This window comes from Bradyrhizobium sp. SBR1B (genome assembly GCF_014198205.1).
Lineage (GTDB): Bacteria > Pseudomonadota > Alphaproteobacteria > Rhizobiales > Xanthobacteraceae > Bradyrhizobium.
Genome location: NZ_JACIHC010000017.1, coordinates 20642 through 38625 on the forward strand (window position 1 = coordinate 20642; position 17984 = coordinate 38625).

Annotated in this window: 18 protein-coding genes; 3 read left to right on the forward strand and 15 right to left on the reverse strand. The window is 61.9% G+C overall.

What is annotated here, in order from left to right:
• Positions 1-282: 282 nt before the first annotated feature.
• The 8 genes from GGD61_RS31170 to GGD61_RS40795 form a co-directional block, all read right to left on the reverse strand.
• Entirely contained in the window at positions 283-1113 is an 831-nt protein-coding gene (locus GGD61_RS31170) for a lytic transglycosylase domain-containing protein (RefSeq protein WP_183231786.1), read from the reverse strand.
• Positions 1114-1115: 2 nt separating this feature from the next.
• Positions 1116-1628 (reverse strand): S26 family signal peptidase, encoded by a 513-nt coding sequence (locus GGD61_RS31175; RefSeq protein ID WP_183231787.1) that lies wholly within the window; start codon positions 1626-1628, stop codon positions 1116-1118.
• On the reverse strand, positions 1625-2089 hold the full coding sequence (locus GGD61_RS31180) for a DUF2840 domain-containing protein (protein ID WP_183231788.1): 465 nt from the start codon (positions 2087-2089) through the stop codon (positions 1625-1627). Before GGD61_RS31180 ends, GGD61_RS31175 begins: the two co-directional genes overlap by 4 nt.
• A gap of 289 nt (positions 2090-2378) precedes the next feature.
• Positions 2379-3260, reverse strand: coding sequence for a replication initiator protein A (locus GGD61_RS31185; RefSeq protein WP_183231789.1), 882 nt, complete (start codon positions 3258-3260; stop codon positions 2379-2381).
• Positions 3261-3282: 22 nt separating this feature from the next.
• Positions 3283-3564 carry an AlpA family transcriptional regulator gene (locus GGD61_RS31190; RefSeq protein ID WP_008561544.1) on the reverse strand — a complete coding sequence of 94 codons (282 nt, stop codon included), beginning with the start codon at positions 3562-3564 and terminating at the stop codon, positions 3283-3285.
• Between the two features lie 132 nt (positions 3565-3696).
• Entirely contained in the window at positions 3697-4203 is a 507-nt protein-coding gene (locus GGD61_RS31195) for a DUF2285 domain-containing protein (protein ID WP_183231790.1), read from the reverse strand.
• A 70-nt stretch (positions 4204-4273) separates the two neighbouring features.
• On the reverse strand, positions 4274-4468 hold the full coding sequence (locus GGD61_RS31200) for a transcriptional regulator domain-containing protein (RefSeq protein ID WP_183231791.1): 195 nt from the start codon (positions 4466-4468) through the stop codon (positions 4274-4276).
• Positions 4469-4633: 165 nt separating this feature from the next.
• Positions 4634-4906: a DUF2285 domain-containing protein gene (locus GGD61_RS40795; protein WP_246786089.1), complete on the reverse strand. Its 273-nt coding sequence runs from the start codon at positions 4904-4906 to the stop codon at positions 4634-4636.
• 169 nt (positions 4907-5075) lie between these two features.
• Here GGD61_RS40795 and GGD61_RS31205 point away from each other — a divergent pair, with 169 nt between their 5' ends.
• Positions 5076-5321 (forward strand): helix-turn-helix domain-containing protein, encoded by a 246-nt coding sequence (locus GGD61_RS31205; protein WP_236840886.1) that lies wholly within the window; start codon positions 5076-5078, stop codon positions 5319-5321.
• A 132-nt stretch (positions 5322-5453) separates the two neighbouring features.
• On the opposite strand, the gene GGD61_RS31210 is transcribed toward GGD61_RS31205, so the two are convergent.
• The gene (locus GGD61_RS31210) at positions 5454-6650 is read right to left on the reverse strand and encodes an XRE family transcriptional regulator (protein ID WP_183231792.1); all 1197 of its coding nucleotides are present in this window, start codon (positions 6648-6650) and stop codon (positions 5454-5456) included.
• A 42-nt stretch (positions 6651-6692) separates the two neighbouring features.
• Entirely contained in the window at positions 6693-7418 is a 726-nt protein-coding gene (locus GGD61_RS31215) for a hypothetical protein (protein ID WP_183231793.1), read from the reverse strand.
• A gap of 150 nt (positions 7419-7568) precedes the next feature.
• Between GGD61_RS31215 and GGD61_RS31220 the strand changes: the two genes are divergently transcribed.
• Together GGD61_RS31220 and GGD61_RS31225 are read left to right on the forward strand one after the other, a co-directional pair.
• A complete protein-coding gene (locus GGD61_RS31220) occupies positions 7569-8642 on the forward strand; it encodes a ComEC/Rec2 family competence protein (RefSeq protein WP_183231794.1) in 1074 nt (357 codons plus the stop codon).
• A 6-nt stretch (positions 8643-8648) separates the two neighbouring features.
• A complete protein-coding gene (locus GGD61_RS31225; RefSeq protein WP_183231795.1) occupies positions 8649-9416 on the forward strand; it encodes a hypothetical protein in 768 nt (255 codons plus the stop codon).
• 328 nt (positions 9417-9744) lie between these two features.
• Here GGD61_RS31225 and GGD61_RS31230 read toward each other — a convergent pair whose 3' ends face one another.
• From GGD61_RS31230 to GGD61_RS31250, 5 genes are all read right to left on the reverse strand, one after another.
• Positions 9745-10065 carry a DUF736 domain-containing protein gene (locus tag GGD61_RS31230; RefSeq protein WP_018457399.1) on the reverse strand — a complete coding sequence of 107 codons (321 nt, stop codon included), beginning with the start codon at positions 10063-10065 and terminating at the stop codon, positions 9745-9747.
• A 577-nt stretch (positions 10066-10642) separates the two neighbouring features.
• A complete protein-coding gene (locus GGD61_RS31235) occupies positions 10643-11092 on the reverse strand; it encodes a hypothetical protein (RefSeq protein WP_183231796.1) in 450 nt (149 codons plus the stop codon).
• 139 nt (positions 11093-11231) lie between these two features.
• Positions 11232-12155: a DUF2493 domain-containing protein gene (locus tag GGD61_RS31240; RefSeq protein ID WP_183231797.1), complete on the reverse strand. Its 924-nt coding sequence runs from the start codon at positions 12153-12155 to the stop codon at positions 11232-11234.
• Between the two features lie 340 nt (positions 12156-12495).
• Positions 12496-13557, reverse strand: coding sequence for a toprim domain-containing protein (locus tag GGD61_RS31245; protein ID WP_183231798.1), 1062 nt, complete (start codon positions 13555-13557; stop codon positions 12496-12498).
• Positions 13557-17879 carry a strawberry notch-like NTP hydrolase domain-containing protein gene (locus GGD61_RS31250; protein WP_183231799.1) on the reverse strand — a complete coding sequence of 1441 codons (4323 nt, stop codon included), beginning with the start codon at positions 17877-17879 and terminating at the stop codon, positions 13557-13559. The genes GGD61_RS31245 and GGD61_RS31250 overlap by 1 nt, the downstream gene beginning before the upstream one ends.
• Between the last annotated feature and the right edge of the window lie 105 nt (positions 17880-17984).

A 17984-nucleotide genomic window follows, 5' to 3' on the forward strand; every position in this document is an offset into this window, starting at 1 on the left:
AGCCATGACGTCATGTGCAGCCCCCGGACGCATACGTCGTGGTCTCCCAGTCGCCGGTTCCAAAAAGGTCCGCCGCGACTTGGCAGCCAACTCGCGAAGCCCCCACTGCTTCCGATCCCTTGCGATAGCGATCGTTACCCGAAGGGCCGAGACACCCGAAGGGTGGCTCGGTGAGGAGCGAAGCGACGAGTAGAGCGCGGGCCGAAGGCATCGCCCATACGCCCTCAGCACGTGTCACCTGCTCGATGAAGCACGCCATGGCCTGCGAACCGGTACACTTGGTCATTGCGATACCCCCGAATCCAATCGAGGGACGAACATGCCAATCGGCCGGGGAACCATGGGCGAAACATCGGGCGCCGAGATTGCGGTCGTGACACCGCTTGACGGCATGAGCGCCAGCAACCGATCGCGCGTTTTCATTGGCTCGGATCGCGTGACGAACAACGTCGCAGCTGCTGATGGCTGTCCGCTGGACGTCCAACTCGGCGGCAGTTCGATGGCAAGCAGATTTGCAAGTTTTGCGACGTATGCTCGCGTCTCCTCTGGCAAAAAACCGCCACCGAGATGCTCTTCGTAGCGAGCTGGTCCCGCATTGTACGCGGCAAACACGCCAGGCGAGCCATACCGATCGAGCAGTTCGCGCAAGTAAGCCGTGCCGGCCAAAATGTTGTCGTGCGGGTCGTAGGGGTCGTTTCCGAGATTGTAGCGCTCACGAAGTTCCACCCAAGTCGCCGGCATGATTTGCATCAGGCCCGTTGCGCCTTTTGGCGATCTGGCGTGCACGTCACCAGCGCTCTCGATGCGTTGGACTGATCGGATCCAGTTCGGCGCAATCGCAAAGCGTTGTGAGGCTTCATTGATGAAGCCGGCAAATGAGTAAGCGATCTGACTGGTCCCCGGCAGGGCGGCTGATCCGCTCTGGGCCAAAGCAGCACCGTCGAACGCGGTCAGAAGAAGCATCAGCGGCACGACAGCGCAAACGCGCGTGTCCAACCGCCCCAAGCACGCGGTCGGGCTCGCGTCAGCCTTGCAAACATCGATCGAGCCGGACGAACGATCCCGCAATCGATCGAACAAGGGAATGGCGACCAGAACGCGTCGGATACGCACGATCACTCCTCCCACGTCAACACCGGCATCGCACGGCCGATCACGCTAGATGCCGGAAGAATTCCAAAATACCGGCCGTCAAGAGAGTCGTCCGACTGCCAGTTCATCAGAAACAGCTCGCCGTCACCGACGACGCGGCAGCCCTGCCATTTCGGCAGCGGCCGGCCTCGTCTGTCGTGATCCTTCGCCTCGCCCACTGCGATGTCGTCGACCGAAATCGTGAGGCCGGTTCTACAAACACTTTGCCCCGGAAGGGCGAGCACGCGCTTCAGCATGGGGACGCCAATGGGCAAATAGCCGTTAAGGTCGAGGAAGGTTGCGAGCGGATCCGGCGGCTGCACTGCGACCAATTCAGTGACTTGGAATTGGACCGCCGGTCGGAGGCGGTAGAGACCGATCGGGACGCTCGCGGATGCGTTCCAAATGTAGAACGGAAGCGGCTCCAGGACGATCGTCGTGACGAGTGCAGCAGCAGTTCCAAACGTCGCGATGAGTATCTTCAGGGTGCCATTCATCGCATCACCCTTTGGCGATGGAGCCAGGCCTGATGGCGCGCTTTCGTGTAAGAGCGCGGGTTTTCATTGACGGACAGACGGTTGTGAACGTGATGCCAGTGATCAGGAGCGACATCAGCCGGATCGATGCCGAGCGCCTCAATGGCATCGATCATCTGCAACACCCGTTCGGCCTTCGGCCAGCCGGACAGACGCAGCAAAATCTCTCCGCCGGGCGTCACATACGGGACAGTCGAGCAGCGCTGTCCCGGCGCGACCGCGCGCAAGATGTCGATCCGCGAAATGATCGTGCCAAAGTCATTGGAGGTCCATCGGACGAAGGCAAAGATGCTGCCTGGCGCGAATGACAGGACACGCCGATGGCGATCAAGCTTCCGTTCCTTGACAATACGACCGAACCGAATGCGGTTTTCGATGCGCTCCTCGAGCCACAACACTTCCACTTCCGTGAGATCGCTCATGCGGCGGCTCCATGACGATGGAGCTGGCAGGCGTGAGCTTGGGGCAGGGTGGAGAGTGTGTATGGCCTGCAAAGGCAGAACGGCCTATCGGGCTGCCGTTGCCGAACGCCGCCAACGCTGGTTTCGGCCTGCTCCGTTAGAAGAAATCCCAAGGATTTCTGGTTAGTAAAGTTAGAGCGGCTGGAAATCACGAAGAAACAAGCTCTTAAGCTCGATTCCGGTCCTCGATAGCACGAGGGTCGGGTCCTCGATAGCACGAGGGTTGCGGTCCCCGATAGCACGAGCTGATTCACAGATTGTCCTCCGAATTTGGAATGAGACCGCGTCGGCGCAAGCGGGCCGTTAAGGGATCAACAGGCTGAGGGGCGAAGTTCAGTCGCTCGCTGCCGGTCCGGTCTCGCGTGAGCACGAGCTGATAGCCGGGCAATGTCTGGCGCTGGACGATCTGACGTATGTCGTAAGCAAAGTGCTTGAGCGGCGAGATGATGCCGGACTTGGCATGGAGGTGCACAAGGTCAAAGCTCCAGCCGCCATCCTGGCGTCCGCCGTGCTTGCGCACGAGGCGGTAGAGCCACCGCTCAAGTCCGCCCGTGAGCTCGAAATAGGCCCGGTCGATCGTCAGCACGAGCGCGTCATCGATGACGCCGGCATAGAACCAATCCGGCAGGATCAATTCGATTCCGAATGGGCGGCCGCTTGCATCGGCCGTCTCCTTCCACTCGTTGATCCAGGAGAAGCGATGCCGTCGTCGTTCCGTCGGCTGGCGGATCGACGTCAGCACGGTCGTCGACTGAAGTCTGTCGAGACCAGCCTTCAGCCTGTCATAGTCGCGTGCGCTGGTGCCGCGGCCGACGAACGTTAGAATCTCGTATGGCGTTGCAGCCATCAGGCGGGACGTCTTCAGGCCGGCGTCACGCGCTTCCACGATCTGGGACGCGGCCCAGATCAGAACGTCCGCGTCCCAGATGGTCGCCATGCCGTGTTCCGGCACGGCTTCGACCCGAATTGCGATCGCACCCGCACGGAAATCGATCGGCACGATCCGCTTTGTTTTTGCTAGCGAGAAGAACGGATATGCCATCAGATCCTGCGCATCGCGGGGCGCGAGATCGCCGGGCAGCGCCCGAAAGAGCTCGAGCTGGTCGAGCTCGGAATGGTGTTTGCGCCGCATTGTCACTGCTCTCGCGCGGCAATCAGCGACGTTCCTGGCCTGCATAGGGACGCAGGGCCGGATGCTTCTTGGCCGGCAGCACCGTTCCCTTGCCGGGATCGGACGTCGACGTTTTGGCGCCCCGGTCGGCCCACGCTTTCAGGTCATCGACGGCGTAGACAACACGTCCGCCAATCTTCCGATACGTCGGTCCAGTACCGTACGTGCGGTGCTTCTCCAGCGTGCGGCCGGACAGGCCAAGATAGCGGGCGGCCTCAGGTGTACGCAGGAATCGCGGGGGAAGACCGGCCATCGGATCGGGCATTTGAGAACTCCAAGAGGACAGCGCACCACGCCTGGCTAGGCCGGCGTGTGTGCGGTCATCATGGAGAAGCAAGATCTCGGAGGGGGATGCCGAATGTTGGGGCTACGATTTTCGGCACCCCTGGGGACTGCCCTACTCGTCCTTGCGCCCAGGGCGCAGGAGCTTGCGGTAACCACCGCGCATCAAAGCGAGGCCGCCTTGCACCAAGCGGATTGTTCGATTGCGCAGGTCATGCGTCTTCCAGGCGCGATCGGGGACGCGCTTTTTACCGAATAGCGCTTCGGCGACAACGCGATAACTGCCGCCGGCGCTATGCGCATCGAGTGCGCGGATCGCGACGCTCAGACGTTCGCGCCGCTGTTTGGATAGCGTGTGAAATGCCGGACCCGGCACGTGTCCATTCATCGCGCGCCACAGCCGTCGGGCTGCATACGCACGCGCGTCGAAATCGCCATCAAACGGCAGTTCGGCTGCGTATGACGCGCCGAGCACCGGGGGCTCTTTGGACCAGACACGGTGGTCCACCGAACCGATGCGCAGCACAGCATGCCACCCGTCGACGGCGCGTCGCACCTGGCCAGCTGTAAGATCAAGCAATGGCTGAGACGCCGACCCGAGATCGGCCGTCAAGGCAACCATCACCGGAACGACCGCGGCTAGAACCTCCGGCGCCCAAAAGATCGTCTGCTCGTCGAAGGACCTCTGCGGGTCATGGGCGAAAGCAGAGACCCCACCTCCTCCTGAATTCTTGTGTCACTTCGCCATCGGGACTGTTGGCGATCATCGCCTCAAAGTCGCGTCGATAGTCCGCGTTGCGGCGGAGACATTCCCAGGCGATGTCGGTGACTTCGGCGTCTTGTAGGGTCTTGTAGGATTCCGGCGACCGCCAGTCGAATTCAGGCATTGCTTCCGCCCCATTGCACGCAGCTAACAACGATTGCGGCGCAATAGGTATGAACGAAGCGGTTGTAGGAAGCCCCCAGTTTGGCACCACGTGGTGCCCCGGAATGACCACCCGTTAGCAAAAGAAAATAGTTCTGCCTGCACGTCGTCAGCCGGCGATTTTCTTCTATTTCGAGCCGGTGCTACGTAAGAGCCGCCCTTGCTCTGTTACCCATTTGGCACGCGCAAGGTGGCTCTGATATGCGCTCCGCGCACGCTCCGGCTCTCGCTCGGGGTCCATATGCAAGACCACTCGAGCAACTTCGCGCCAGTCCGCTCCCTCACCTTCGGCCTGCAGAAGGCGAACGTACGTGACGACATGCTGTTCGTCGTAAGCCGTCAGCACCGGCTCGTTCGGCGCGACATCCGTGACGTCAGGATCTAGTTGCGGTTTTGTCATAAGCATCCCAACAAACGGCGAATGATTCTAATCTCCCTGATTGGCCAACATCGTCCGCGCGTCTAATTTTAGCCTCATTGTGAACTAGTCGACCAGCAGGCAAGATCGAAATACATACTATAGGAGATAAACCTCATAGTATGTAAAGCCGCAATTTGCGCCAATGGACATGCGCAAGTTGGTCGGTCGGAATTTCGCTAGACTGCGGAAGCAGAAGCGCTTCACGCAGGAGAAATTCGCCGAAGTGTCCGGATTCACCCAGCAGTATATTAGTGACCTAGAGCGTGGGCGTCGCAATCCAACTGTCGTCACTCTATTCGAACTCGCCAGCACGTTGGGCGTTAGTCATGTCGATCTAGTCCTGCCCGATGATGAGGCACGAGACGAGCGACCAAGGCTGGGCAAACGACGATGATTGATTTGCAGCTGCCCACTATTTCGCTTCGGAACAGCTCGAAGGTGTTAGCGACGGGGTACAAATGCAGTGTTGCGCATGGAAGCGCGACATGGGGCTAGCGAGACTGTGTACTCACTGATCGGCTGAGATCTACTTCCGTGCAAAGGGGACGACGATGCCTTGCCCTCGCTCGAAGGGCGCTTCACGGTCAGCTGGCGCTTTGAGTTGAACAACTTCAGCCGCAGGCGCAGAAAACCAACCGGGAGGCAACGAAGCCAAATTTTCGATGTCGCCGGCGGACATCGTGAATTCGACCGCAAGCAAATCAGACTTCGTCCGAACGCCCGCATCCGCAATGAGATTCAAAGCATTTGCGAGAATGCGAGGCTCTGTAAGTGGCCAGGCACCATCAAGTGGCTCTTCTCGATTCCAGCCTTTGGCGGAATAGAGTTTGTACAGATCGACGTCATATCCTTCGGGAATAAGTTCGAGATCTTTGAGCCGTTTGATCTGCGCCTTGATGGAAACGCGCCATCGCTCCTTCAAGGTCTCCAACACGGCGAGCGACGGCCGCTTTACTTCGCGCGGGTAAGTGGTCGACGGCAACAAGAAGGCACTTGCGAGACGGAAAGCCTGCACTTCGATCTGCTTGAGATCCTTGCGTAGCTCTTCGGGAGAGACGTGCCTGTGCAGAACGGCATGCGCTAGCTCGTGGGCCGCATCCATCTGGCGGCGCGGAAATGACATCTTGTCGGTCGCCAAGAGTATATGCGGCCGTCCCTCTGACGCAGACCAGGTGCAAACGCCATCAAGCTTGGCGGTGCCCATTTCAATCGAGCCGACGACAACCCCGATTCGTTCCAGCAAAGCGACCATATCCGTGCATGGTCCCTCGCCGATCTTCCAATGTCCGCGCAGATCAAGCGCGATACGTTCGATATCTTCGTCGCGCAGCTGCTTGTAGCTTGCGCCAGCGAGCACATCGGGAATATCGACCGCCGGGAAGTCGACATAGTGCTGCAGGATGGAACTGATTTCCAGCAACCATCGCAGCTGCGACTCCTGGTAATTGATGTCGCGAACCAGCGTCGAGGACAACGAACGGTAGAAGAGAGCGTGGTCGTTCTCGTAGGTTGGACGAAGGAAAAATTCCCGGCGAACCTGGAGCGTCTCCGTCAACGCGGCCATGGCGTCGGCATCCGGCGCGCTTGTGCCGTCTTCCCAGCGCGTGACGCTGCTCGAATTAACGCCAAGACGTCGCGCCAACGCGGACATACTTGTTAGCCGCCGCGCTGCCCGAATTTCGGTCAGACGCGCCGGCACGAATCCGGGGGTCCCTACTCGCATTTATTCACCAATGTCGAACGTTGCCTTTGCCCTAAGGAGAAATCAGCCTTGGGCATCACCCTCCTCATTGTTGGCCGAGGGTGCCTCAGGCGGCACAAACGGTTTAACACCCTTCTTCAACGTAACCTTCGGTTGGTCAACCGTCGGCGGCGCAATGGGCGTCGGCGCCGGAGCATCGGGTTCCACATCGCCGTCACCCGCCAGGAACGAGTTTACGCTCTCGTAGTAAAGGAATCCCTCGTAGCTGGACTCGATCACACCGACCGCAATCTCTTCGATCTTGCCGGCGCGCTCACGGTCACGGGCAACCAACAGGGTGACAAAGATGTCGCCGATCTTCGGCCCCTTCCCGTCGAAATCCAGCCGCAGCGAGAGCTCGTAGTTGACCGTCACGCCTGCCAGGCGTGACTTGTTCTTCGCCGGCAGCATGCCGCTCTCCGGCATGCTGGCCAGCGCCAAGATGACTCCCTGCCCTTCATGCTCAAAGCGCATGAACGGCTGGTGCACCCGCAAATCCGTCTTCGGGATGACGCCGCCTTCGAGCAGATGACCGCCGTGTTCGGCGCAGACTTCCTCGAACCCCTGCTCGCAGATGCGGAAGCGGGCCTGCCCTTCGATGGCGCGAGCCCGCACTGGCGTCAGCCCTTCGAAGCCATCGCGAACGACCTCATGCGCGTGTAGCGCATCGGCTTTGATGCGATCCTCAAGATCAAGGATCAAAGAGCTCGGCAACACGCGGCGCAGCCGGAGGCGAAGAAGGGCGGTCATGCGGTTCCTCGATTCGTGCACATAACACGATTTTGATCATATAATTTTGCGCAAAGCAAGAAAAGACGACCGATTATACCCTATAAAGGCTCCCCATCGCAGCGCGGCGGCTGTTCCAGCTGCCGGCTGTCCACAGCCGCGGAGGCTCCTTTGCCGGATTTTTTTGAGATCGATTTTTTGGACGTCGAAGCCAAAGACAGCGGCGACGCCATCTGCCTGCGCTACGAGTTCGCCGGCGAGACCTACATCCACGTGGTCGACGGCGGCTATCAGAAGACCGGCCAGTCCGTGGTCGACCACATCAACAAGTATTACGGCAACCCGTCCTTCATCGACAACGTCGTCTGCACCCACAATGACGGCGACCATGCCGGCGGGCTGCAGTCCGTGCTCGAGAGCTTCGATGTCGGCGCTCTTTGGATGCTGCGGCCGTGGATGTACGCCCAGGAATTGCTGCCGCGCTTTCCAACCTACACCGATGTCGACCGTCTCCGCAGCCGCCTCCGTTCTGCTTACAGCAATCTCGCCACGCTCGAGGATATTGCGACGAGGCGCGGCATCCCGATCTATGAGCCATTCCAAGGCGCTCTCATCGGCGCCTTCCATGTGATGGCGCCGACGCCGGCTCGCTTCAAGGACCTGGTCGTCGAGTCGAACAAGACGCCTGAAGGCGCCGAGAATGGCGTGCTCGCGAAGGCTACCAGCTTCATCGCCGATGCTGCACGCCAGGCGACGGCGCTGGTGCGTGCCGCTTGGGGCGACGAATATTTTCCGGGCTCAGACACCAGCGCCGAGAACGACATGAGTGTGGTTCAGTATGCGCTGCTCAATGGCGAGCGCATCATGCTCACCGGGGATACCGGGCGCGCCGGTCTGAGGGAGGTGATTGACTATGCGCCTTATATCGGGCTTGCCCTGCCCGGCATCGATCGCTTTCAGGTGCCGCATCATGGCGGTCGGCACAATGTAACCACACAGCTTCTTGATGAGCTTCTGGGACCACGTCTGCCCGCAAGCGGTCAGCCGAGCACTTTCACTGCGATCATCAGTTCCGCTGCCGCTGACCCGGATCATCCACGGAAGTCGGTTGTCCGAGCGATGATTCATCGCGGTGGAAAGGTGCTTACTACAGAAGGCCAGGGAAAGCGGACGCACAAGGGAGCGCCGAACCGGGGCTGGTCGGCGGCCATTCCGGTAGCTTATCCGGAAGACCAAGAGGCCTGAGCCGACATGGAGGACCTCAAAAACCTTTTCGACAGCTACAGCCGACAGGCGCGGCTGTTTCCTGCTCTCTTGACGATCTTCGCGCCGCTGTTGACGGCACTCGCCTGGTTTCCCGAGCTCCTGACCTCCCATATCGGCTCGACATTGCTGACGATCGCGACATCATGCGGCCTGTTGTACTGGCTGAGCTCAATCGCGCGTAACCGTGGGAAGCAGGTCGAGCAGCGCGTGCTGCAGGAATGGGGTGGCTGGCCGACCACCTATCTGCTGCGTCACGCGAGCCGGCTCGATCCCCACACGAGGGATCGGTATCACCGTTACCTCGGGCATCACGCTCCCAATCTGGTGCTGCCTTCTCCGGCCGCTGAGCGCTCCAACCCAGATGCGGCTGATGCAGCCTACGCCTCGGCTATCAAATGGTTGAAAGAGCATGTCCGCGGGAAGGCGCCGCTGGTCGACAAGGAAAACGCCCAATACGGCTTTCGGCGCAATATGCGAGGAATGAAGGCATTTGGTCTTCTCGGCGCCGTCATCGCCTTGCTTGCCTCGCTGGCGTCCATAGGGCTGCAGATCGAGTCCTGGCCCCACACTCTGGGCGACCTGCGGCCCTTCGTGACGCAGCTCCGTGAGGCGGCCAATCCGGCAATCTGGGGCTCGATTATCTTTGACCTTCTGGCTTGCCTCGCCTGGGCCTTCGCTGTCACCGACGCCTGGGTGAAGGCCGGCGCAGAGCAGTACGCTGAGGTCTTGTTGGCGACGATGGATCGATCCTAAGCGCGGATCCGGCGCCTCGCTCTTGCAGCTATCGGAGTGAAAGTCGCCCTGCGGCTTTCACCTTCCATCGCGCGTTGCCCCTGGCTCGATGGCCTGCTCGAAGCAGAGCGGGCTGCTGCAGGGCCGGCTCATGGAAAATGCCTCATCTGGCGTTGCGACCAAATTTGGAAACGAACTCGTTTTGTGGATCGTTTTGGTGGTCTCGTCCACTTTGTATGTCCCGGTATCCTGAGCAAGGGCTGCATGCCTCGGTGCACGACGTAAAGACTGTAGGCGGGTATTTAGAAGCCCCGTCCGATCTGTTCGGACGGGGCTTGATTGAGCGCTCTTACTCGCCGGTCTTGCGCGGCCGCGACCACAGAAGGGTGTAGCCCTCACCGCCCTCGTCATCGAACAGGTTCGCGTAGATCGGCGCGTTGAACGAGGGGTCGTCGAGCTTGAGTGAGAGGTAGTCGCGGCCTTCCTCGGAACGCTTCGACCAGGCTGCGCCGATCTCCGCGCGACCCACATAGATGCGGTGGCTCGGAGCGTTGTCGTTGGACCGGTTGGTCTCGGCGACGATGCGGACGCCCTTGGCTTGCAGGCTCAGGGTGACGATCTCGCCCTGGAAATCATTGCCGACCTTCTTGAAGGAACCGATGTTAGCCATGTCACTTCTCCTGTTGTGTTTCGAGCCCGCGACCACCGCGGCCTCGATGGCGATCTAGGGCCGAGGACGATCGGCGACGCACCCGCTCGGGCCGGAGCGCAGCGGAGGACGTCGTTGTGGCGACTTTCTTGTCTCGCGAGGAATGGGCGAAGCCCAGGGGAAGAAAGTCGCATCAACGGCGTTGCGGCTCAGACGATCGAGGCGAAGCCGGTCTTCGGCCAGATCAAGCCATCAACGAGGCCACGTGCGTCCGCGTGCTGAACCACAATCTCGGGAGAAAGAGGTGGCTTATCTCGGTTTTGCTAAACAAGAGGTCGGAACGATTCAGCGCACAAAGAGAAACAATCTCCTGCAAAAGGCGGCATCGTCTCCCAAGAGCCGATCGAGGTAACATCGCTCTGCCGCAGCTGGGTGGGCCAGACCGAATGCCGGCAGCTTGATTGAGGAGTTCTGAGGAGGAGCCTCTCCCGCGCTCAGGTTTCGATCATCCTCGTTCAACGCGCCGATCTACGCGAACCTGTTCGAGGATGAAGGCGAGAAACGGTCATCTGTCGGGCCGTGCGGCCGTAAGAACTGCTTAAGACGCACTCTCCACCGCCCCGCCCGGCTCCAACGGGCGGGTCTTCGCCAAAACCATCAAGCGCGTCCATGAGGTAACGCCGATGCAAACTGCGCCTAGGCAAGCGAAGACCTCACGCCAAGCCAGCGAAGGCACCCCGATATGGGACACGGCGAACACCACATGATAGCCGGTGACGGCGGCGGGAACGGCGAATACTGTCGCGATCACGATGCGCAAGGCCGGGGACCGAGTAACAGCAAAGGCGACCTGGCCGAGGACGAGCGTCAGCGCACCGCCGGCCGTTCCGAGAAGCAGCGCGCCGATGAGGCCGGCGCCGCCCTGAAACGCAGTCATCCCGATACTCAGTGCGACGAAAAACGGCAGGGCATACACTGCGAGCGCGAAAATCGCCCAGCAGAATAGGCCGATGCCGAGCGTGTTGAGAACAAGCCCAATAGCGAGCATGGTGGTGGCTCCATCTGCATAGATGTACCAGTCGCGCCTTCCACCACCACCACGGCGCAACTCTGGATATGAGACCGAAACGAGGCGGAGTTGCGGCGTGAGCAATTTCGCCTCAAGGCTTCAGTCGAACAGACGGCGCTCACGCGCCGCCGAACATCCAGACCGGGATGCCGAGCCGCTTCGCCTTATCGGCCAGGTTGTCCTGGATTCCAGTGCCCGGGAAGTGCATGACGCCGATCGGCAGGATTTCGAGCATGGCATCGTTGCGCTTGAACGGTGCTGCCTTGGCATGTTTGGTCCAATCAGGCTTGAAGGCGATCTGAGGCACCTTGCGGATCGTCGCCCATTTGGAGGCGATCAGTTCGGCGCCCTTCGGGGAGCCGCCATGGAGCAGGACCATGTCGGGATGCTTGGCATGAACCTTGTCGAGACGATCCCAGATGAGGTGGTGGTCGTTGAAGTCGAGCCCTCCGGTGAACGCGATCTTTGGTCCGGCGGGCAGCATGACCTCGGTCTCGGCGCGGCGCTTGGCGGCCATGAAGTCGCGGGAGTCGATCATCGCTGCGGTCAGGGTACGGTGGTTCACTAGCGATCCAGATCGGGGGCGCCAGAATGAGCCGGTGTGAGTCTCGAAGCGCTCGATGGCCTGGTCACGGAAGAGCTCCAGGCAGTTGCGGCGCTCGATCAGCGAGATGCCTTCCGCTGTCACGCGCTCGAGTTCGACCGATCGAATTTCGGAGCCATCCTGCTCGCGCTGGCTCTTCTGCTGCGCCTGTTCGTTGTCGTCGAGTTGGCGTCCGACGCGGTCGACGGCTCGATGAAACAGGTTGACGGTCGACCAGAGCAAGTCGTTAAGGTCCGGCTCGAGCCGAGTTTCACTCAACGTCGCGACCAGAGCATCGAAGATGTCAGCGACGGCGCCGGCGATGATCTTGCCCTCGGGAAGCGGTCGTGGATCGGGCTCGTCGTCGAAGGGACGGTAGCCGAAGAGCTGCAATTCGGTAAGAACGTGTTCGGTCGCGGATGCGGCGTGCGGCGGTTCGATGTCATCGTGGTCGGTCATGGAGGCGATCCTTTGCCGGATCGGCCGCGACCATCGCGGCCTTCGTGGCGATCACTCAGACGGCAGGCGGAACGGGCCAGAACCCGGAGCAGAGCGGAGGGCCGAAGCGCAGCGGAGGATGGCGGAGGCCGGCTATTTTGCTTCGCGATGCAAAGCGCGCTCGCCAGATGGCTAATGTGTCTTCTCGTCGCCGGCGCGCGGCGGAAAATAGCCGGACGCAGCCATTGCCGGCCCGAGCCGCTTGCCGTCCGATCGCCCTCTAGAAGGCCGTGGTCGCGTCCTCTTCCGGCAGTGGCCGCACCGCCCCGCCGACCTGTCGACGCCTATCGAATTGCCGGGGCTATTCGGCGGTTGCCATCGACGAATGCAGGAAACGGACGACGTCCTCCGGTACGAGTTGAAGTAGCAACGCTGCTCGGAGGGCCTCGATCCCGAAGGTGTGCAGATCTTCGTTGAAGTCGCCCAGCCGGGGCGACAATGCGATCGCTTCAATGCCGGCGGCTTCTGCGCGCTGGGTGAGAATAGCCTGTACGGCATCCCCGGCGGCATCTGCGTCACGGGCGATATAGAGTCGGCGTAGGCCAGACGGCAGCAACATGGCTGAGAGGTGATTGGCCGAGAGAGCAGCGGTCATGGGCAAAGTCGGCAGTACATAACGCAGCGACAGCATGGTCTCGATCCCCTCGCCCGCAGCGAGCACGTCGTCCACCACGCCGAAGCGAACGGCGTTACCAAGCAAGTCGCCCATGGCCCGTCGTGGCGTGTCGATCGGGGCCTTGCCGAGCCGCACGCGATCAAAGCCGTGTGGATCGAGCCAGGTGCGATGAACACCGGTGATCCGCCCCTCAAGGTCCGTGACAGGGCCTATCATCGCCGGCCAGGTTTCGGTCGGAAAATGCTCGTCCGGTCGGTAGTAGCAACGTGGGTGGAAGCGCAGGCTACCACCATGGTGGATCTGGCTTATTCCACGACGTTGCAAATACGTTTCCACCACCGTCCCTTCGATCGGACCGGACATCGCAAAGAGCCGACGAGCAGCTTCCTGCGAACCAGCGGGCGCCATCGAACGAAGGGGTTTTGCGACCGGCTGGGGCTCATGACGAGGCAGCTTCAGAAAGCGCCTCGCCTCCTCCGCGACCTCGCGGAAGTCTCGCAAGGCCAGGCTTTCGCGGATGATGTCGAGGAGATCGCCATGTTCCCCAGTCGCGGCATCGGTCCACTTGCCCGCGGGCCCCTTTGGCGATTCCTGGAGGCGCACGAACAATGAGCGGCCCGGGGTGTTGTGGACGTCGCCGACCACCCAGTACCGCCCCGCCCGTTTGCCATGGGAGAGATAGTGCCGGCACACCGCCTCCGCCTCGCGGGCGAGGCGGCGTGCCAGTTCGGAGGCGTCGCGTGACATCACGCAGCCTCCCGCTCATTGATGCGCGCCACCGGATAGGTGTCGAGCACCTTCGACAGAATCTCGACACCGCTCGCGTCCGTGGGCACGAACATGCGCAGCTTCCAGGAGATGATCTCCCCAAAGAGGCCGTAAGCGCGGAGGCGATCGCGTATCGTATCGTTGAATCCCGACAGCTCGATGCGATGTGCACCCAACGCCCGGACGCGGCGAAGCTGAAGTCCCTCCGCGAGTTCGAGGACGGTGCGTCCCTCCATCAGCGCGGCAAACGCAGCGTCCGGCGTCAGCGAAGGCGCGTCGGTCGCAAGGACGTTTGCGACCCACGCGGCCGAAACCCTGCGGCCGATGATGCGTTCGCCCGCGTCGGTCTGAATCCGGTAGACACGAGTCGATTCGTTCGGCAGCCGCTTCCAGATGGGAAGCAGCAAGCCCGCCACGATGTGGATCGTGCTTTCCGTGAACTCGGGCACCTCCGCAAGTTCCGCCCGCCAGGCCGCGGCGAAGCGTTCTCGATCCGCTTGGCCCCAATGACTTTCGGCCATGATGGTCAAGGGGACCGTGTGCTGATCCATCGGCCGGATCAGGCGGACGCGCCGCTCGATCTCGCCGTCATCGAGCATGACGCTCGCCGCGGGGACCTGCACGGCGGCTCGTCCCGAGCGCTCATTGACGAGCAGGACGGTCTGACGATCGGAAAGACGAGCAAGAGCATCATCCAGACTCACCGGATGGTTGCGCTGGCGCTGGGCGACCGTGAGCAGCCGGGTCTCGGCGCCGGTCCCCGGATGGTCATAGATCATCCGCCGGTCGGTGACGACAAAGCTCTCGGCACGGAGGGTTTCTAATCCCACGTCGTAGGTGCCGGATGCAACCGCGCCTTCGATCCGAGCGGTCAAGAGCTGCTCGAAGGCGGTGAACAGCACATTCTGTAGGTCGATGGTGAGCGCCAATAACCTGTTCAGAAACGTCGTGATCGGCGGCAGGTCATCCCTGAGCCCATTGGCATCCATAAGCTTCAGACCGGTCGCATCCTCGAACCTCCCAAGTGAGCAGCCGTCGACCTTGCCTCGCGCGAGCAGCGTGTAGAGCTGACGCAACGCATCACGTCCGTACTGGCTTTCGAGATTGTCCTCGGGCCGGAACAGGCCCTGTCCTCCGGTCTGGCGCTGGCCGCGCGTAATGGCCCCTAACGTGTCGAGCCGGCGCGCAATGGTGCTGAGAAAGCGCTTTTCGGCCTTCACGTCGGTCGCGATGGGACGAAACAACGGTGGCTGCGCTTGATTGGTCCGGTTTGTGCGGCCGAGGCCCTGGATCGCGGCATCGGCCTTCCAGCCGGGCTCGAGCAGGTAGTGGACGCGCAACCGGCGATTCCGGGCCGACAGTTCGGCGTGGTAGCTCCTCCCCGTGCCGCCGGCGTCGGAGAAAACGAGGATGCGCTTGACGTCGTCCATGAAGGCTGAGGTCTCGGCGAGGTTGGCTGAACCGGCGCGATTTTCGACCACCAGCCGGTCGCCCTTGCGAACGATGCGACGCGAGCGGCCCGTCACCTCCGCGACCAGTTCGGTGCCGAAGTGCTGAATGACCTGATCCAGTGCCCCAGGTACCGGCGGTAGTGATGCAAGCTTCTCGATGAGGCGGTCGCGCCGTGCGACGGCTTCCCGGCTCTCGACCGGCTGGCCGTCGCGATGGACAGGCCGGGAGCAGAGGTTGCCCTCCGAGTCGGTGAAGGGCTCGTAGAGCTGGACCGGAAAGGAGTGGGCGAGATAGTCGAGGACATACTCGCGCGGCGTGATATCGACCTGGACGTCGCCCCACTCCTCGGTCGGGATCACGGCGAGCCGGCGCTCCATCAGCGCTTCGCCCGTCGACACGATCTGGATAACAGCGGCGTGGCCAGCGTCAAGGTCGCGCTCGATCGATCGCACCAGCGACGGGGTCTTCATCGAAGTCAGGAGGTGGCCGAAGAAGCGCTGCTTCGCGCTTTCGAAGGCGGAGCGTGCCGCGGACTTGGCCTGCCCGTTCAGCGTTCCCGTTGCGCCGGTGATGTTGGCGGCTCGCATCGCCGCATCGAGGTTGTTATGGATGACGCTGAACGCACCGGCATAGGCATCGTAGATGCGAACCTGCTCCGGCGTCAGCTGGTGCTCAACGAGATCGTACTCGACGCCCTCGTAAGAGAGCGAGCGGGCTGCGTAGAGACCGAGCGCCTTGAGGTCGCGCGCCAGCACCTCCATGGCCGCGACCCCACCTTCCTCGATCGCTTCGACGAACTCGGCGCGAGTGGCGAACGGGAAATCGGCACCGCCCCAAAGGCCGAGGCGTTGAGCATAGGCGAGGTTATGGACCGTGGTGGCGCCCGTCGCCGACACATAAACCACGCGGGCATTCGGCAAAGCGTGCTGGAGCCTTAGGCCAGCGCGCCCCTGCTGAGAGGCCGCCTGTTCACCGCGCTCGCCCTTGCCCCCGACCGCGTTCTGCATGGCGTGGCTCTCGTCGAAGACGATCACTCCGTCGAAGTCCGAGCCCAACCATTCAACGATCTGCCTGACACGCGAAAGCTTTTCGCCGCGCTCGTCGGTCCGTAGCGTGGCGTAGGTGGTAAAAAGGATGCCTTCCGAGAGCCGGATCGGGGTGCCCTGGCGAAACCGAGACAAGGGCGTGACCAGCAACCGCTCCATGCCGAACGCGGACCAATCGCGCTGCGCATCTTCGATCAGCTTGTCGGACTTGCTGACCCAGACGGCACGCCGACGGCCCTTGAGCCAGTTGTCGAGCAGAATGCCTACGACCTGCCGCCCTTTGCCTGCGCCAGTGCCATCACCCAAAAACCAACCGCGGCGAAAGGGGACGGCATTTTCTGCGTCGTCGCGCGCGGCCGCCACGACATCAAAGGTCGCATCGACCGTCCAAGAGCCCGCTAGAAACTCGGAATGCGCTTCGCCGGCATAGATGATGCTCTCGAGCTGGGCGTCCGACAGAACTCCGTCCACCATAACATCGGCCGGCAGGTGCGGACGATAGGATGGCTTCGGTGGCGCAACGGACGCCATCGCCGCGGACTGCACGAGTTTTGTCGGGTGTGCGCACGATCCGGCAATACGGATCGACTGCAATCCGTATTCCTCATAGAGCGCGTCGGTAAGCCGAGCACATTCCGGCGGCGACCATTCGACCGCCTCGTACGCAAGCTCGATACCTTCGGGCGCTGCGCTTATCGAAGAAGACGATGAGCGTGGTGCAACGGCGCCGAGCGATCGCGATATAGCCGGCCGCTCGATAACAACGATCTCCGGTGGCATAACGACGGACAGCCTTGGAGGCACATGTTGGTTCACCCAGTCGAGCAATGTAGCGACGTCGGCCGCCATGCCTGGCGACGCCGGAAAAGCCGTTGGATCGAGGGCGGGCAGCTTGTCGATCACAAGCAACCTCGTGTCCGTTTGCGTTCCGTGTTTCGCGTAAACGGTGCCGTCGATCGCGGCGGAAAACACCACCCGCCCGCGTTCCTGGAGCCGCACAAAGGCGTCTCGCCATGCCGGGTTGTCCGGCGCGAAGCTTGCGCCGGCGATAGCGACGAGGCGTCCACCGTCGCAAAGACGCGCGAGCGCCGAAGCGACGTGGCGGAGAGCCGTATCCGCCATCCGTCGATCGACATTCGCCACCGCGGAGAACGGCGGGTTCATCAGGACGACGCTCGGTGCGACACTCGCATCGAGGTGGTCATCGATCTGGGCGCCGTCGAACCGCGTGACCTGAACGTTGGCGAAAAGATGGCCGAGCAGCTCTGAGCGGGCATCGGCCAACTCGTTCAACAGCAAGGCGCCGCCGGCGAGCTCTGCAAAGACGGCGAGCAGGCCTGTCCCCGCGGATGGCTCCAGAACGCGATCGGCAGGCGTAATTCCGGCTGCGGTACATGCCGCCAGCCCGAGCGGGATCGGCGTCGAGAATTGCTGGAATGCCTGGCTGTCCTCGGACCGCCGCGTATGTGTCGGCAGAAGGCCAGCTACTCGCACGATCATCGGCAGCATGGCGGCCGTCGAACCAGCCTTGGCCCGCATGGCCGGGCCGAACTTGCGAAGGAACAGAATTGTTGCCGCCTCGCAGACGTCGTAGGCGGTCTTCCAGTTCCAGACCCCGGCTGTATCCGAGGCGCCGAAGGCAGCCTCCATGGCGCAACGCAGGGCAGCGGCATCAATGCGACGGCCCCGTTCGAGATCGGTCAAGAGCTGTCGCGCGGCCCTGACAGCAGCGGAAGTGAGACTTGCAGCGGCACGCATCGAGAGCGGCGCGGCGGCAGCGCCGCCGGCGAGAGATTCGGTCATGGCAGGATTTCTTTCGGAGAGCAGGAATGGGTCGAACCACCAGGCGCTCTCCTCTGACCCCGACGGCTCAAACCCTTCCCGGCCCGACTCTCCCTCTCAGCGCTC

Bases quoted from the DNA above. Each gene is read 5' to 3' on its own strand.
- GGD61_RS31175 (WP_183231787.1), bottom strand. From the start codon at position 1,628: ATGAATGGCACCCTGAAGATACTCATCGCGACGTTTGGAACTGCTGCT.
- GGD61_RS31180 (WP_183231788.1), bottom strand. From the start codon at position 2,089: ATGAGCGATCTCACGGAAGTGGAAGTGTTGTGGCTCGAGGAGCGCATC.
- GGD61_RS31185 (WP_183231789.1), bottom strand. From the start codon at position 3,260: ATGCGGCGCAAACACCATTCCGAGCTCGACCAGCTCGAGCTCTTTCGG.
- GGD61_RS31190 (WP_008561544.1), bottom strand. From the start codon at position 3,564: ATGCCCGATCCGATGGCCGGTCTTCCCCCGCGATTCCTGCGTACACCT.
- GGD61_RS31195 (WP_183231790.1), bottom strand. From the start codon at position 4,203: ATGGTTGCCTTGACGGCCGATCTCGGGTCGGCGTCTCAGCCATTGCTT.
- GGD61_RS31200 (WP_183231791.1), bottom strand. From the start codon at position 4,468: ATGCCTGAATTCGACTGGCGGTCGCCGGAATCCTACAAGACCCTACAA.
- GGD61_RS40795 (WP_246786089.1), bottom strand. From the start codon at position 4,906: ATGACAAAACCGCAACTAGATCCTGACGTCACGGATGTCGCGCCGAAC.
- GGD61_RS31205 (WP_236840886.1), top strand. From the start codon at position 5,076: ATGCGCAAGTTGGTCGGTCGGAATTTCGCTAGACTGCGGAAGCAGAAG.
- GGD61_RS31210 (WP_183231792.1), bottom strand. From the start codon at position 6,650: ATGCGAGTAGGGACCCCCGGATTCGTGCCGGCGCGTCTGACCGAAATT.
- GGD61_RS31215 (WP_183231793.1), bottom strand. From the start codon at position 7,418: ATGACCGCCCTTCTTCGCCTCCGGCTGCGCCGCGTGTTGCCGAGCTCT.
- GGD61_RS31225 (WP_183231795.1), top strand. From the start codon at position 8,649: ATGGAGGACCTCAAAAACCTTTTCGACAGCTACAGCCGACAGGCGCGG.
- GGD61_RS31230 (WP_018457399.1), bottom strand. From the start codon at position 10,065: ATGGCTAACATCGGTTCCTTCAAGAAGGTCGGCAATGATTTCCAGGGC.
- GGD61_RS31235 (WP_183231796.1), bottom strand. From the start codon at position 11,092: ATGCTCGCTATTGGGCTTGTTCTCAACACGCTCGGCATCGGCCTATTC.
- GGD61_RS31240 (WP_183231797.1), bottom strand. From the start codon at position 12,155: ATGACCGACCACGATGACATCGAACCGCCGCACGCCGCATCCGCGACC.
- GGD61_RS31245 (WP_183231798.1), bottom strand. From the start codon at position 13,557: ATGTCACGCGACGCCTCCGAACTGGCACGCCGCCTCGCCCGCGAGGCG.
- GGD61_RS31250 (WP_183231799.1), bottom strand. From the start codon at position 17,879: ATGACCGAATCTCTCGCCGGCGGCGCTGCCGCCGCGCCGCTCTCGATG.